10 protein-coding genes are annotated in these 14,293 nt (G+C 70.2%); 2 read left to right on the top strand and 8 right to left on the bottom strand.

Annotated features, from left to right (window positions below; all coding sequences use genetic code 11):
- Window positions 1-56: 56 nt before the first annotated feature.
- Window positions 57-1,535 carry a CitMHS family transporter gene (locus tag ABIN76_RS13125; protein WP_346960134.1) on the bottom strand — a complete coding sequence of 493 codons (1,479 nt, stop codon included), beginning with the start codon at window positions 1,533-1,535 and terminating at the stop codon, window positions 57-59.
- Window positions 1,536-1,715: 180 nt separating this feature from the next.
- Between ABIN76_RS13125 and ABIN76_RS13120 the strand changes: the two genes are divergently transcribed.
- Together ABIN76_RS13120 and ABIN76_RS13115 are read left to right on the top strand one after the other, a co-directional pair.
- Window positions 1,716-3,491 (top strand): ATP-binding protein, encoded by a 1,776-nt coding sequence (locus ABIN76_RS13120; RefSeq protein ID WP_346960133.1) that lies wholly within the window; start codon window positions 1,716-1,718, stop codon window positions 3,489-3,491.
- The gene (locus tag ABIN76_RS13115; RefSeq protein WP_346960132.1) at window positions 3,484-4,155 is read left to right on the top strand and encodes a response regulator; all 672 of its coding nucleotides are present in this window, start codon (window positions 3,484-3,486) and stop codon (window positions 4,153-4,155) included. Before ABIN76_RS13120 ends, ABIN76_RS13115 begins: the two co-directional genes overlap by 8 nt.
- Window positions 4,156-4,192: 37 nt before the next feature.
- Here ABIN76_RS13115 and ABIN76_RS13110 read toward each other — a convergent pair whose 3' ends face one another.
- The 7 genes from ABIN76_RS13110 to ABIN76_RS13080 all read right to left on the bottom strand — a co-directional run bounded on the left by ABIN76_RS13110 (window position 4,193) and on the right by ABIN76_RS13080 (window position 14,285).
- The gene (locus ABIN76_RS13110; RefSeq protein WP_346960131.1) at window positions 4,193-4,714 is read right to left on the bottom strand and encodes a hypothetical protein; all 522 of its coding nucleotides are present in this window, start codon (window positions 4,712-4,714) and stop codon (window positions 4,193-4,195) included.
- 144 nt (window positions 4,715-4,858) lie between these two features.
- On the bottom strand, window positions 4,859-5,362 hold the full coding sequence (locus tag ABIN76_RS13105) for a GNAT family N-acetyltransferase (RefSeq protein WP_346960130.1): 504 nt from the start codon (window positions 5,360-5,362) through the stop codon (window positions 4,859-4,861).
- Window positions 5,363-5,445: 83 nt separating this feature from the next.
- Complete coding sequence (locus ABIN76_RS13100; RefSeq protein ID WP_346960129.1) at window positions 5,446-6,276, bottom strand: inositol monophosphatase family protein; 831 nt, start codon at window positions 6,274-6,276, stop codon at window positions 5,446-5,448.
- A complete protein-coding gene (gene ligA / locus ABIN76_RS13095; RefSeq protein ID WP_346960128.1) occupies window positions 6,273-8,570 on the bottom strand; it encodes an NAD-dependent DNA ligase LigA in 2,298 nt (765 codons plus the stop codon). Before ligA ends, ABIN76_RS13100 begins: the two co-directional genes overlap by 4 nt.
- Before the next feature lie 144 nt (window positions 8,571-8,714).
- Window positions 8,715-8,981 (bottom strand): hypothetical protein, encoded by a 267-nt coding sequence (locus tag ABIN76_RS13090; RefSeq protein ID WP_346958786.1) that lies wholly within the window; start codon window positions 8,979-8,981, stop codon window positions 8,715-8,717.
- 157 nt (window positions 8,982-9,138) lie between these two features.
- Window positions 9,139-13,584 (bottom strand): FtsK/SpoIIIE domain-containing protein, encoded by a 4,446-nt coding sequence (locus tag ABIN76_RS13085; RefSeq protein WP_346960127.1) that lies wholly within the window; start codon window positions 13,582-13,584, stop codon window positions 9,139-9,141.
- Window positions 13,581-14,285: a hypothetical protein gene (locus ABIN76_RS13080; protein WP_346960126.1), complete on the bottom strand. Its 705-nt coding sequence runs from the start codon at window positions 14,283-14,285 to the stop codon at window positions 13,581-13,583. The genes ABIN76_RS13085 and ABIN76_RS13080 overlap by 4 nt, the downstream gene beginning before the upstream one ends.
- Between the last annotated feature and the right edge of the window lie 8 nt (window positions 14,286-14,293).

Below are 14,293 nucleotides of genomic sequence, written 5' to 3'. Positions count from 1 at the left end.
CGAGACTGCCGAGTCCGGAAACTCTTCCGAACTCGACAGTCTCGTAGTTTTGTTTGTCAGCCGATGCCGATGGCTCCGGTGAGGACTCCTACTCCCAGCATGACCAGGGAGATGACGGCGGTGCGCCAGAGGACCTTCTTGTGGTGGTCGCCCAGGTCCACCTTGGCGAGGGAGACCAGCAGCAGGATGGCCGGCACCAGCGGGCTCTGCAGGTGGAAGGGCTGGCCGGTGATTGAGGCTCGGGCCATGTCCGCGGCGCCGACGCCGTAGTGGGCCGCCGTCTCGCTGAGGACCGGCAGGACGCCGAAGTAGAAGGCGTCGTTGCTCATGAAGAACGTCATCGGGATGCTCAGCACGCCGGTGATGACGGCCATGAACGGGCCCATGTCCGCCGGGATGATCGCCACGAGCCATTCGGACATGGCCTTGACCATGCCGGTGCCGTTGAGGACGCCGGTCAGGACGGCGGCCGCCATGACCATGCTGACCACGGCCACGATCGACGGGGCGTGCGCGATCAGCTGGGCCCCCTGGTCCTTGACCTTCGGGAAATTGACCAGCAAGGCGACGGCGGAGGCCACCATAAAGACGAACGGGAGCGGGATGATGTTGGCGACCAGCGTCACCATGACGGCCACCGTCAGGCCCAGGTTGAACCAGAACAGCTTGGGACGCAGCGTCTTGCGGTTGGGATCCAGCGCGGTGTCCGCCATGGCGGAATCGTGCTCGTCGACGAGGTCTTCGGTGCGTTCCAGCACGGCGACGGAGGACCCTCCGCCGGTGGTGGGGACTCCGCCGGCGGGGGTGGTGCCCGTGCGGGTGGTGCCCGTGCGGGTGGTGCCCGTGGGGGTGGTGCCCGTGCGGCCGGTGGAGGAACCGCCGTCGAACTCAACGCCCTCGGCCCAGATTTCCGGGGCCACGGTGCGCAGCCGGTTGCGTTCCTGCAGGCCCAGCAGCCAGGCGAAGACAAACACGACGACGAGGCCGGCGATCAGCGACGGGACCATCGGAACGAAGACCTCGTTGACGTCGATCTTCAGCGCGGAGGCGGCGCGGGCGGTGGGGCCGCCCCACGGCAGGATGTTCATGGTGCCGTTGGCCAGGCCGGCCACGCAGGTCAGGACCACGGGGCTCATCTTCAGCCGCAGGTAGACCGGGAGCATGGCGGCGGTGGTGAGAATGAAGGTGGTGGAGCCGTCGCCGTCGAGCGAGACCGCCGCGGCGAGGATCGCGGTACCCAGGACCACCTTCGCCGGGTCGTTGCCCAGCTTGCGCAGAATGAACCGGACCAGCGGGTCGAAGAGCCCGACGTCGATCATCAGGCCGAAGTAGATGATGGCGAACATCAGCAGCGCGGCCGTGGACGTCATCGACTTCATCGAGTCGAGCACCATGGGGCCGATGCCCAGGCCGGCGCCGGCGAACAGTCCAAAAACGGTGGGGACGATGATGAGCGCCAGCACCGGCGTCAGCTTCTTCGTCATGATCAGCACCATGAAGACCGCAATCATGGCGAATCCAAGTAATACCAGCACGGCCGGCTCCTTCTTCTGTGTTCCGCACCACTCCGCTGTGATGCGCACTACAGACGTTAGGGTGGCGTGCGTCACGGGAGTGCCTTTGCCTCAATTGATTGGCATACTGCTTGTTGGACGCATTTTGCGCATTTAGCTCACAGGTCGATGAGGCCGCCGGATCACCAAAGGAGGGCCGCCGTGCAAGCCCTCAAACGCCGCACTCCGCTGACATTCACGACCCAGACGCTGCTGCTGCAGCTGGGGGTGGTGGCCCTGGTGGTGCTGCTCAGCAGCGCCGTGCACGCGTGGCTGACGTACGAACGGCTGGGCCGCGAGGCGGAGAACCAGGCACTGACCCTGGCCCGCACGGTGGCCTCGGACCCGGCGGTCCGGGCCGAGGTGCAGCAGATCAGCGCCCGGCCCGGCACTCCCCCGCCCGCCGAACTGCTCGCCGGTCCGCTGATGGCCGCCGCGGAGGGCGCCCGGGCCCGCACCGGCGCGTTGTTCGTCGTCATCACCGACGAGACCGGCCTGCGGCTGGCCCATCCCGACGCCGACCGGCTGGGGATGAGGGTCAGCACCGATCCCTCCGAGGCCCTCTCCGGCAAGGAGGTCACCACCCGGAACACCGGCACCCTAGGGCCCTCGGCCGGTGCCAAGGTGCCCGTGTTCGCACCGGGTTCAACCACGGTGGTGGGCGAGGTCAGCGTGGGCTACTCCACCGAGACCATCGGCCAGAGCCTCGCCCGGGACATCGTCCCGATCGCCCTGACCGCGGCCGGCGCGCTGCTGGCCGGCGTCCTGGCCTCCTTCCTGCTGCGGCACCGGCTCCGGCGGCTGACCCTCGGGCTGGAGCCTGAGGAAATCAGCACCCTAGTGCACGACCAGGTGGCGGTCCTGCAGGGCGTGGACGACGGCGTGATCGGCGTGTCCGCCGACGGCCGGATCAGCGTTTTCAACGCCGCGGCCCGGCGGATGCTGGAGCAGCCGGACCTGGCCGGAACCACCTGGGCGTCGGCGCCGGTGCCGGCCCCGTTGAAGGCCCTGACCAGGCCGGACGCCACCGAGGGTGACGCCGTGGAGTTCCTGGCCGGCGGCCGCGTGCTGGTGGCGAGCGCCCGCAAGGCCCTGCACGGCCGGGAGGACCTGGGCTGGGTGGTTATGCTGCGGGACCGCACCGAGCTCCAGCAGCTCACCCGCCAGCTAGACGCCGTCGGCACCATGTCCACGGCTCTGCGTGCCCAGCGCCACGAGTTCGCCAACCAGCTGCACACGATCGCCGGGTTCATGAGCATCGGGCAGCATCAGCAGGCGCGCGACTACCTGGCCCGGCTGGCCGCCACCGGGCCTTTGAAGTTCCCGGTGGACCAGGCCGAGCTGCTGCAGGACCCTTACCTCCAGGCTTTCCTGGGCGCCAAAGGGGTGGAGGCCGACGAACGCGGCGTCAGCCTGCGGCTCGGCCCCGAAACCCTGGTCCGCGGCCACGTCGTGGAGCCGCAGGAGGTGACCACGGTGCTGGGCAACCTGATCGACAACGCCGTGAACGCCGCCGTCGCTGGCGCCGCAACCGACCGCTGGGTGGAGGTCGAGGTGCTGGACGCCCCCGGCGACGGCGGGGCCCCGGGCACCCTGCACATCATTGTGGGCGACTCCGGTGACGGCCTGCCCGCCGCGGCGGACGGCGGGCAAGGCTTCGGCACGGGAGACGGCGCGGACGACGCCGGCGGCACGGAGGGGGTCTTTGCCGAGGGGTTCACCACCGCGGACCAGCCGGCGCGGGCCAGCGGCGGGCAGGGCCTGGGGCTGGCCCTGGCCCGGCAGCTGGCGCGGCGCCGCGGCGGTGACGTGACGGTGCTGGAGCGGGGTGCACCCGGCGGGCCGGGCGCGGTGTTCATGGCGACGCTCCCGGGGACCATCGCCGGTGGCGTTGAGGACGTGGCAGCAGACGTGGCAGAAGGAGACAACAATGTCTGAAGATTTCCGGGTGCTGATCGTGGACGACGACTTCCACGTCGCCAAGCTCCACGCCGCCTATGTGGACTCGGTGGCGGGGTTCCTGGCCCTGGCGCCGGCCGGCTCGGCGTCGCAGGCCCTGCAGTCCATCCACAGCCTTCGTCCGGACCTGGTCCTGCTGGATGTCTACCTGCCGGACGCCTCCGGGCTGGACCTGCTGCACCAGCTGGATGTGGACACGATGATCCTCAGCGCCGCCTCGGATGCGGCGTCAATCCGGGTGGCGTTCCGGCGCGGCGCCCTCGGGTACCTGCTCAAACCCTTCACGGCCGAGTCCCTGTCCCAGCAGCTGCGCTCGTACGCGCGTTACCGCCGGATCCTGGCCCAGCCCGGGAACCTGACGCAGGAGACGGTGGAACGGGCCAAGCGGGCCCTGATCCCCGGCGACGTCACGGCCTCCGCGCGGCCGCGCTCCGCCACGGAGGCGGCGGTGCTGGAGTCGCTGGAACCGGGGCAGCAGTACTCGGCGGCCGAGGTGGCGGCCCGGGTGGGGGTCTCCCGGGCCACCGCGCAACGCTACCTCTCTTCACTGGCGGACGACGGCGCCGTCGATATCCAGCTGCGCTACGGCACCACCGGCCGGCCGGAACACCGCTACGGGGTGCCCGCGGGCTCCGGAAGTTAAGCCGGTCCGTGTCCTCGCGGCCCGCCACGAGGCGGTGCTAGCCGGCGATGTCGCGGGCTTTATGGAAGGCGTTGCGGCGGGCGTGCTCGTGGACGCGGTCCAGTGCTGCGATCTGCGACCGTCCGTCGGCAATGAGGCCGGCGAACGTTGACGGATCGAGCCCGAGTTCCGGCGCCAGCTCCTCCAGTGTCTGCCAGCCGCCGATTTTGCCCAGGATCGCGGCGCGCATCAGTTCGGATTCCAGGACCAGGGTCATGGGCGACCGGCTCAGCACCCGGCCGTTGAGCTTCAGGCGGCCGGCGCGTTCGGCCAGCCAGGCGGCAGCCTGGCGGTGCGGGCGCTGGCGGATGCCGAGCTCGCGGATCAGATCCTTGAGCAGCCCGCGCTCCCGGCGGATCTCCGCCGCCAGGGTGGCCAGTTCGGCGTGCACCGGGGTGTCGGTGAAGTCCTTGGCCATCCGTTCGATCCGGCCCACTCCGGCGGTGGAACCGGTCAGGTGGTCCGACAGGTAGAGGCCGAGCAGTTTTTCGTCGATGGTGTCGGGGATGTGCGGGGCCATGCTTCCTCCGGCTGTACTCGTGCTGTTCCCAGCGTGGGTCACGGTGGTGCTCTGGGTGCATACCTTACCGCAGTGGGTCCCGCAGCAGCGGTGGCTTGTGACACCGCCGGACTGGAGCCGGGAAGGGGTGGGAGCCGGAAGGGGCTAGAGGTCCAGGCGGTAGACCAGCAGCTTGATGTCCGTCTCCGGGACGAACCAGTCGCGTTCCGGGGCCCGCTGGAAGCCCGTCTTCCGGTAGAGGCCGTGCGCGCTCTCCCAAGTCAGGCCGGTGGTCAGCGCCACGCCGGTGATGCCCGGAAGGGACCGGGCGTGCTCGATGATGGCCTGCACCATGGCTTTGCCGGCGCCGCTGCGCTGCACCGCCGGGTCCACCACGAGCATCCGGAATTCCAGCTCGTCCGCCTGGGCGATGTCCGCATAGGGCTCCCCCGCGACGGCGAGCGTCACCGAACCCACGACCCGGCCGGCGCGCTCCGCCACCCAGATGGTCGCGTCCTCGTGCCGCTGCGCGACCTTCTGGATCTGCTGCATGTAGGGGTGGTCCGCGTCCTCGAAGTGGCCCGCGGCCAGGTAGGCGTCCCGGGTGATGCGGGCGACGGCGTCGTAGTCGGCCGGGACGGCGGGGCGGATAAGGATCTGCGGATTCACCTGTCCATGGTACGGGCGCGTCCGGTTGTCGCGCCGCCAAACAGTACTTTCCGTGACTGAGCTATCAGTTCCGGTCCCCGTCGTCAGAGCGGGAACTTGCCGGAGAGCTCCAGGGGGCCGGCGCAGGTCCAGGCTGCGAGCCGTTCCTCGTCGGAGGGCCCGCCGTCGAGCACGCTGGTCAGCCGCGGACGGCGCACCCAGCAGCCGGCCTCCTCCGCGATCAGCGCGCCGGCGGCGAAGTCGTGTTCGTTGAGCCCGCGTTCGCCGTAGGCGTCGTGGGTGCCGTCCGCCACCAGGCAAAGGTCCAGCGCGGCGGATCCCAGCCGGCGGACATCGGCGAAGCCGTCCATCAGGCCGCCCAGTGCGGCGGCCTGCTCAGCCCGGACGCCCCTGTCGTAGCTGAAGCCCGTGGCCAGGATCTGGCCGGTCCGGCCCGGCACCGGCCCGTTCAGCGGCACACGCCGCCCGTGTTCTTCGAGCCAGGCGCCGTGGCCGCGGGCGGCGTAGTAGACCCGTCCCAGCGCCGGGGCGTGGACGACGCCGGCCAGCCAGGCGCCGTCGGGGCCGGCCACCGCCACCGAGGTGCCGTAGTAGACGATGTTGCGGATGAAGTTCGTGGTGCCGTCGAGCGGATCGATCGACCAGCGGAAGCCGCTCGGGCTACCGGGCAGCACGGTGCCGCCCTCCTCGCCGGTGATGATGTCCTGCGGCCGGGCGCGGGTGATGACCTCGCGGACGGCCGCCTCCGACGCGAGGTCGAAGGAGGTCACCCAGTCCCCCGAGTCGCCCTTGTTGCTCACGTCCAGCCCGGCCGCGCTGCGGCCGGCCAGCACCGCGGCGCCGGCGGCGGCGGCCTTCCGGGCCAGGCCCAGGAAGGCCGCGGGCGCGGGGAATTCTGCCGGGCCGGGTCTCACTCGGCCGCCTCCTGGTGGTCTTCGCCGCCGTCCTCGGCCGGGCCGCCCGGCGCTTCGTCGCCGCCGCCCGGCGCTTCCTCGCCGCCCAGGCCCGCCGGTCCGTGGGCGAGCAGCGCGCGGAAGCCGTCCTCATCCAGGACCGGCAGGCCCAGCTGTTCCGCCTTGTCCAGCTTGGTGCCGGCGTTCTCGCCGGCCACCACGTAGCTGGTGTTCTTGGAGACCGAACCGGCGGCCTTGCCGCCGCGGACCAGGATCGCTTCCTTGGCCTCGTCCCGGCTGAACCCTTCCAGGCTGCCGGTGACCACCACGGTCAGGCCCTCCAGGGTCCGCGGCGTGGACTCGTCGCGCTCGTCCTCCATCCGGACGCCGTCGGCTGCCCAGCTGTCCACGATCTCCCGGTGCCAGTCCTCGGCGAACCATTCCTTGAGCGCCACGGCGATCACCGGGCCCACGCCGTCGACGCCGGCCAGTTCCTCCTCGGAGGCCTGGCGGATGGCGTCCATGGTGCCGAAGGCGGTGGCCAGGGCGCGCGACGCCCGCGGCCCCACGTGCCGGATGGACAACGCCACGAGGACGCGCCAGAGCGGCTGGGTCTTGGCCTTTTCCAGTTCGCTGAAGAGCTTTTCGGTGCTGGCGGTCGGCTTGGACGGGGTCTTGGCCGTGCCCTTGGTGTAGAAGTACGGCACCAGCTCAAACTCACCGGTGGCCACGCCCTTGCTGCGCTTTTCACGGCGGATCCGGACCCCGGCGAGATCCTCGGGCTTGAGCCGGAACAGGTTCGCCTCGGTGGTGAGGGGCGCGACGTCGGGCTCGGCCGGCTGGGTCAGGGCGATCGCCGCTTCCCAGCCGAGCGCCTCGATGTCGAAGGCGCCGCGGCCGGCCAGGTGGAAGACACGTTCGCGCAGCTGCGCCGGGCAGGAACGGGCGTTGGGGCAGCGGATGTCCACGTCGCCTTCCTTGGCCGGCGCGAGCGGCGTGCCGCAGGCGGGGCATTCAGTGGGCATCACGAAGTCGCGCACTGGCGGGTCCTGCTGATCGCGGAGCGCCAGCACGGGTCCGACAATTTCCGGGATGACGTCCCCGGCCTTGCGCAGCACCACGATGTCGCCGATTTTGACGCCCTTGGCCTTGACGACTTCCTGGTTGTGCAGGGTGGCCATTTCCACCGTGGAACCGGCCACCTTGACCGGCTCCATCACGCCGTAGGGGGTGACGCGGCCGGTGCGGCCGACGTTCACGGCGATGTCCAGCAGCTTGGTGTTGACCTCTTCCGGCGGGTATTTGTAGGCGACCGCCCAGCGCGGCACCCGGGAGGTGTAGCCGAGGGCGCGCTGGGTGGCGAGATCATCCACCTTGACCACGATGCCGTCGATCTCATGGCTGAGGCTGTGCCGCTTGTCGCCGTAGCGCCGGATGAAGTCCAGCACCTCCGCCAGGCCGGGCAGCACCTCGAAGTACGGGCTGGTGGGCAGCCCCCAGTCGGCGAGCTGCCGGTAGGTATCCGACTGGCTGGCGGTTTCCAGGCCTTCGCGGGCGCCGATGCCGTGCACGTACATCTTGAGCGGGCGCTTGGCGGTTTCCGCCGGGTCCTTCTGCCGCAGCGAGCCGGCGGCGGCGTTGCGCGGGTTGGCCAGCGGTGCCTTGCCGGCCGCGATCAGCGCGTCGTTGAATTCAGCGAACGCCTTGGACGGGATGAAGACCTCGCCGCGGATCTCCATTTCAGCCGGGAAGTTCTCACCCTTGAGCTGCTGCGGGATTTCCTTAATGGTCAGCACGTTGTGCGTGATGTCCTCCCCCGTGGAGCCGTCGCCGCGAGTGGCCGCCCGGATGAGCACGCCGTCGCGGTAGAGCAGGTTCACGGCGAGGCCGTCGATTTTCAGCTCGGTGAGCCACGACGGCGGGTTGCCGCCGTTGCCGAGCTTCGCGACGCCGGCCTCGGCCTTGGCGATCCAGGCCTCCAGCTCCTCGAGCGAGAACACGTCCTCGAGGCTGTACATCCGGGTCAGGTGTTCGACGGCGGCGAAGGCGGCGGAGACCTCGCCGCCCACCTCCTGGGTGGGGGAATCGTTGGCGACCAGTTCCGGGTGCATCGCCTCGATGGTTTCCAGCCGCCGGAAGAGCTCGTCGAACTCGGCGTCGGAGATGATCGGGGCGTCCTCCTGGTAGTACGCGAAGCGGTGCTTGCGGACCGCTTCGACCAGCTCCTCGTACTCTTCGCGGACGGCCTCGGAGGGGACCAGTTCCCCGGCGGGGCTGCGGGTGTCGGTGTCTGTTGAAGTCTTCCCTGTGCTCACAGACCTATCCTGCCCTAGATCCCCGACGTTGTCCGGTCAGCAGCCCGCCCCGTTCCCAGCGCCGGCGCTGCCCGGTCGCCCGGCACTTAAACGGGAGGACCCGGACGCGGGTGCGTCCGGGCCCTCCGTTGACCATGTTCGGCCTTAGTTGGAGGAAGCGCTTTCCTGGTCGGCAGCATTGCGGCTGGCCTGCTGGCTGGCCTGCTGCAGAGCCTGGGCCGCCCGGGTGAGGTTGGCCGAGTGCTCGCCGTTCCACTCGTTGCGGAACTTCGTCGCGTCCGGTCCCATCCAATCGGTCGACCCCAGCGCCTTCGTCAGGAGCGACCTCTGGTTGTCGATCTCCTGCGAACCCGCCAGCAGCTTCGAACCCAGCGCCTTGAGCTGAGTAACATCCGCACCCCACATAGCCATTGAAAAAACTCCTTAGTTCATCGGACCCGAACACTCTCGGCATCCCCAGCGGCCCCCGGCTGTTCCGGAAGATCCAATGCCTCGAACCTACCCTGCCCGGCAAAAACCTGTCGATGGGCAGCACTCCCCATCCCCCGCGGACCCCGGGAGGAAGGGGTCAGGTGCGGTTCTCCGGCGGCAGGGCGACCTGGAGTTTGCGGACCTTGCCGCGGCCCACAATGTAGCCGCGGCCCGGGATGAACTCGCCGCTGACCCGGCCCAGCGAGGTGCTGAGCAGGCTGTCGCCCTCGATGTCGCCCGGGTTGAGCAGCAGCCCGCGGCGGCCGGACTTGAACGGCTGCGCCAGCGACCAGGCCGAGGACCAGGTGGAGGTCTCGGATTCGCCCACCACCCACTGCTCGGCCTTGATGGACGCCGTGACCAGCCGGCCGATGCCGGACTCGGCCAGGGTGTCGGTGAAGTCGGTCAGGCCCTCGATGAAGATCGCCAGCTTGCCCGGCGTGCCGGTGGAGTAATCCACCAGCTCGTCGATGGCTTCCTCGACGTCGTCCGCGCCCACCACGGAGCGGTCCCAGAGCTTGAGCGACGCCGCGGCGGAACGCCGCGAACCGAGGTAGATCAGCTCCACGCCCGGGTTGGAACGGCGCAGCGCGTAGGCCAGGGTCACCAGCGCCACGGTGCGGCCGGAGCCCGGCGGGCCGGCCAGCAGCAGCGGGCCCTTCGCCAGGATCTCGGCCGGCTGCAGCGTCTCATCGTCGACGCCGATTACCGGCAGGTCCGGGCTGCCCGCGGGGAGCAGGTCCAGGTCCACCGAGTCGGGCAGCCGTTCGATCTGCGGCGCCCGCTCCACGCCCTGGCGCAGCATGGCCTCGCGGAGCTTGTGCACCTCGCGGGCCTGCACGGCCAGGTTGGAGTTGCCGCCCAGCACCGCCAGCTGCACCTCGAGGTTGCCCAGCAGGCCGCGGCCCGGCGGCGTGCCGGCCCCGAGGACGTCCTTGGGCACGTCGAGGGACAGGTAGTCGTCCTCGGAGGAGAGCCGCAGCACCAGCCGGCGCTGGATCGAGGCGAGCAGCGAGGCCGGCACCGCGTTGGGCCGGTCGCCGCTGACCACGAGGTGGATGCCGAGCGGGCGGCCGTCGGTGGCCAGCTGCAGGAAGATGTCCCAGAGCGCCGACAGCTTGCTGTACTCATAGCCCTCGCGGAACGCGGACATGCCGTCCACCAGGACGAAGATGCGCTTCTCCTCCGGCATGTTGGCCAGCTTCCGGTACTCCACGATCGTGGCGGCACGGACCTCGGCGTAGCGGGCCGAACGGTCGTCCGCGAGGTCCCGCAGCCAGCGCAGCAGCCGGCCGACCCGTTCGACGTCGTCGCCGTTGATGATCTCGCCGACGTGCGGCAGCTCGTCGAGCATCTTCAGGCCCGAGGAGCCGCAGTCGATGCCGTAGACGTTGACCGGGCCGCCGCGCGGGGTGACGGCGGCGGCGATCGCGATGCCGCGCAGCGCGGCCGACTTGCCGGAACCGCCGGTGCCGTAGATGGCCATATTGCCGTCACGGTCGGGTTCGTAGAAGACCGTCGGCTGGTCCTGGTGCGCGGGGTCGTCCGCGACGCCGAGGAGCAGCCGCTCGTCGGTGCGCGGGTTCGGCAGCCGGGAGAAGTCGTAGGTGGTGGCGAGCTCGTCCAGCCACGGCTTGCGCGGCGGCTCGATGGCGAGCACGTCCGCGGCCTTGATGATGTTGGCCGTCATCCTGGCGATGTCGTTGGGCCCGGCGGGTTCCTCCCGCACCGGCGCCTCGGCGGCGGGCGCGGCCCAGGCTGCACCGGAGCCGAACGCCATCTCGACGACGTCGATCCGCGGCCGCTGCGGCTTCTCCGTGGTCCAGCCGCCGGCGTAACCGGTCTGGAAGCCCTGGATCCGGCCCGGTCCGGTTTTGGCCGCGCCGCGTCCCGGGATGGAGGGGTCGAAGTACGCGGCGGTGGGAACGCCGAGGATGTCCACCGCGTCGTCCTCGTCTGCCATGCGCAGCGCCACGCGCAGGTTGGTGTTGGCGCGCAGGCTGTCCTTGATGACGCCGGCCGGGCGCTGGGTGGCGAGGATCAGGTGCAGGCCCAGCGAACGGCCGCGGGCGGCGACGTCCACCACCCCGTCGACGAACTCCGGCACCTCGGTGGCGAGGGCCGCGAACTCGTCCACGATGATGATCAGGTAGGGCGGCGCTTCCGGGTCCGCCTGGCGCTGGAGTTCCAGCAGGTCCTTGGCTTTCTTGCGGTTCAGCAGCTTCTCGCGGTGGTGCAGTTCGGCCCGGAGCGAGGTCAGGGCGCGGCGGACCAGGTGCTGCGAAAGGTCCGTGACCAGGCCCACCGTGTGCGGCAGGTGCAGGCAGTCCGCGAACGCGGCCCCGCCCTTGTAGTCCACGAACAGGAAGCTCACCCGGTCCGGGCTGTACGCCGCGGCCATGCCCATCACCCAGGCCTGCAGGAACTCGGACTTGCCGGCACCCGTGGTGCCGCCGACCAGGGCGTGCGGGCCCTCGTTCTTCAGGTCGAGGTAGAGCGGTTCGATGCCCTTGGACCCCACCAGGGCCCGGAGCGTGCCGTTGTCCTTGCGGTTCGGTTTGGCGGTGGCGTGCACGGAGTTGTTCTCGCTCCAGCGGTCCGCGACGGCCTGCGGGTTGTCCAGGAAGTCCTTGCCGATCAGCGTCGCGTAGGACACCGCGCGGGGCAGGTCCGAGTCGTCCTCGAGCGGCTTGCCGACGTCGACCACGGGGGCGAGCATGCGCGCCAGCTGGGCCGCCAGCCCGGCGTCGAGGCTTTCGCAGCTGACCGGGAAGGTGTGCCGGCCCAGCCGGACCTGGCCGGTGGTGGTGCCGTGTTCGCCGTCGACCGCCATGAAGTCGCGGCAGGCGGCCGGGAGCTGCTGGACGGAGGTGGCCACCCACATGACGTGGACGCCGGAGTCCGGTCCGCGTTCCAGTACCCGGGTGAGCCGCCCGCGGTCCACCGGGGCGTCGTCCTCCACCACCAGCAGCACGGTGGGCAGCTGCGGGCCTGGCACGTCGTCGCCCTCCAGTTTGAGCCCGGGGCGCAGTTCCGGGCGCGGCGACTGGGCCGCGGCCTCGCGCTGGTCGATCAGGTCTTCGAGCCTGGACAGCAGGGCCGAACCCCCGGCCGGGCCGGCGGCGAGGTGGTCGCCGCTGAGCGGGCTGTGGCCGGAACCGGCGTGCGGCAGCCACTGCAGCCATTCCCAGCGGTCCTTGGACTGGGCCGAGGTGATGGCAGTGAGCACCACTTCGGCCGGCGAATGCAGCCCCACCAGCTGGAGCACCATGCCGCGGGCTACGTCGTCGACGAGTCCGCGGGCACCGGCGAGGCCGAACGAGCCGGCGCTGCGCAGCTGGGAGACGATCGGTACGCCCTCGATGCTGCCGAATTGGGCCATGCACTGCTGGATTTCGGCCATGTACTCGGGCTCGGTCTCGTTGCTTTGCGGCTCCTCGAACTGGATCCGGGACGGTGCCGTGCCGAGTCCGAACCGCAGCCCCAGGAAGCCGGTGTGCTCGGGCCTGTGGGTCCAGAGGAGCGGGCCGAGTTTGTAAATGGAGTCCACGGTGTCGCTGACCGACGGTGCCTCCTGCAGCCGGACGGAGCGTTCCACCTTCTGCAGCGCGGTGATGTCGGCGCGGAACGCGGCCATGGCGGCGCGGAACGCCTTGAGCTGTTCCTTGCGTTCCCGCTTGGACTGCATTTTCTGGTCCACGTAATGGCCCACGATGAACAGCGGCATCATCATCATGAAGATCACCGACATCATGTTCTGCGTAACGGCGAAAAGGACGGCGCCCATCATCAGCGGGGCCACCAGCATGATGTACGGGAACGGGTGGTGCTCCTGGCGTTTGGGACCGGCCGGCAAAGTCCGTTTGTGCGGTTCGAAGCGGGGCACCACGCGCGGCGAGCGGTTGAAATTGATCAGCGGTGAACTCGGCGCGGCGCCCTGGCTGCCGCCCAGGGACACCACGGACACGGTGGTGTCGCCGAGCGTGACGGCGTCCGAGGAGTTCAGCGTGGCGCGGCTGACCGGCAGGCCGTCCATCAGCAGGCCGTTGGCGGAGTTCGTGTCCACAATCTCCACGGTTTCGCCTACCGTGATGCGGGCGTGCCGTTTGGAGGTCAGCGGGTCGGTCAGCCGGATGTCGACGTCGCGGTCCCGGCCGAGGTAGCTGGTGCCGGAGGGCAGCGGGAATTCGCGGCCGACGTCGGGGCCGGAGAGGACGCGCAGGGTCGCGGCCGCGGGTCCCCGGTTTGCCCCGGGGACGTCGAACTGCTCGCTGACCTGGGTCAGCGAGACGATCGAGCCGGGCCGCAGCCCGGATTCGAGCAGGTTGTCCTCCCGGTTCAGGACGCTGCCGTTCAGCCCGCCGGCGGCGAAGGCCTCCTCGATGCTGAGCGAGAGGTTCGAGGGCGGGGCGGTGCCGCGCCGCGCGGGGTCAGCCGCCCAGAGTTCGGTGGCGATGTCCGCCACCGTGGCGAGGCCGTCCACGGTGACGGCGAGGTCCTTGGCCTCGGCGGGGTCACGGCGCAGGGTCAGCCGGATCCTCATGCGTCGTCCCCTCCGCGCTGCGTCTCCAGCAGCACCAGGTCGGCCGCGGTGACGAGGTGGGAGGTCACGGCGTGTTCCACCAGCCGCGCGCGGCGGTTCGTGGCGAGCTTGCCGCTGCCGCCGCGCAGGCCGGCGACGCCCACCCGGTCGAGTTTGTCGCACACGTTGTCCAGCTTTCTGTTGAACCGGGTCAGCGCCCAGCCCAGGGTCTTGGCCGCTTCCGCGGAGGAAGGGATGGCGCTGAAGCCGGTTCCTTCGCGCCGCAGCATCGGTTCGGCGAGGGCCACGATCAGGGCCTTCTGCGAGTCGGTGAAGACCACCGGGCCGATCGTGGTGTCGCCGCCGCTGTCCTCGCTGCGGGCCTCCTGCCGGAACGCAGGCGTCCGGAGGTGGACGGCAAACTCGTAGGTGGTGGGGCCGGCGGTGAAGATGATGTTGGTCTGGCTGAAGACCAGCGGGATCCGGGCACCCGGCGCGAGCCAGGCCTGCATGCCGCCGGAAGCGTCGGCAACGGTCGCGCAGAGCATGCTGCCGACGTTGCTGAGCCACCAGATGCCGTCATACCGGGCAATCTGCAGGAACTGCCGGTGCAGGTACGGGTTGTCGTCCACTTCGAGGTCGCCCTCGCGGCCGATGCTGAAGATGTCCTCGTCGGATGGCTCGTGCCATTCGCCGCAGAAATCTATCGCCAGATCCCCCATTGTGCGTG

The sequence above is a fragment of the uncultured Arthrobacter sp. genome (assembly GCF_964021775.1).
GTDB lineage: Bacteria > Actinomycetota > Actinomycetes > Actinomycetales > Micrococcaceae > Arthrobacter.
This window is presented reverse-complemented; position numbering and strand designations above follow the sequence as displayed.

Coding starts and splice junctions, on each gene's coding strand:
- ABIN76_RS13115 (WP_346960132.1), top strand. CDS start 3,484: ATGTCTGAAGATTTCCGGGTGCTGATCGTGGACGACGACTTCCACGTC.
- ABIN76_RS13110 (WP_346960131.1), bottom strand. CDS start 4,714: ATGGCCCCGCACATCCCCGACACCATCGACGAAAAACTGCTCGGCCTC.
- ABIN76_RS13090 (WP_346958786.1), bottom strand. CDS start 8,981: ATGGCTATGTGGGGTGCGGATGTTACTCAGCTCAAGGCGCTGGGTTCG.
- ABIN76_RS13085 (WP_346960127.1), bottom strand. CDS start 13,584: ATGAGGATCCGGCTGACCCTGCGCCGTGACCCCGCCGAGGCCAAGGAC.
- ABIN76_RS13080 (WP_346960126.1), bottom strand. CDS start 14,285: ATGGGGGATCTGGCGATAGATTTCTGCGGCGAATGGCACGAGCCATCC.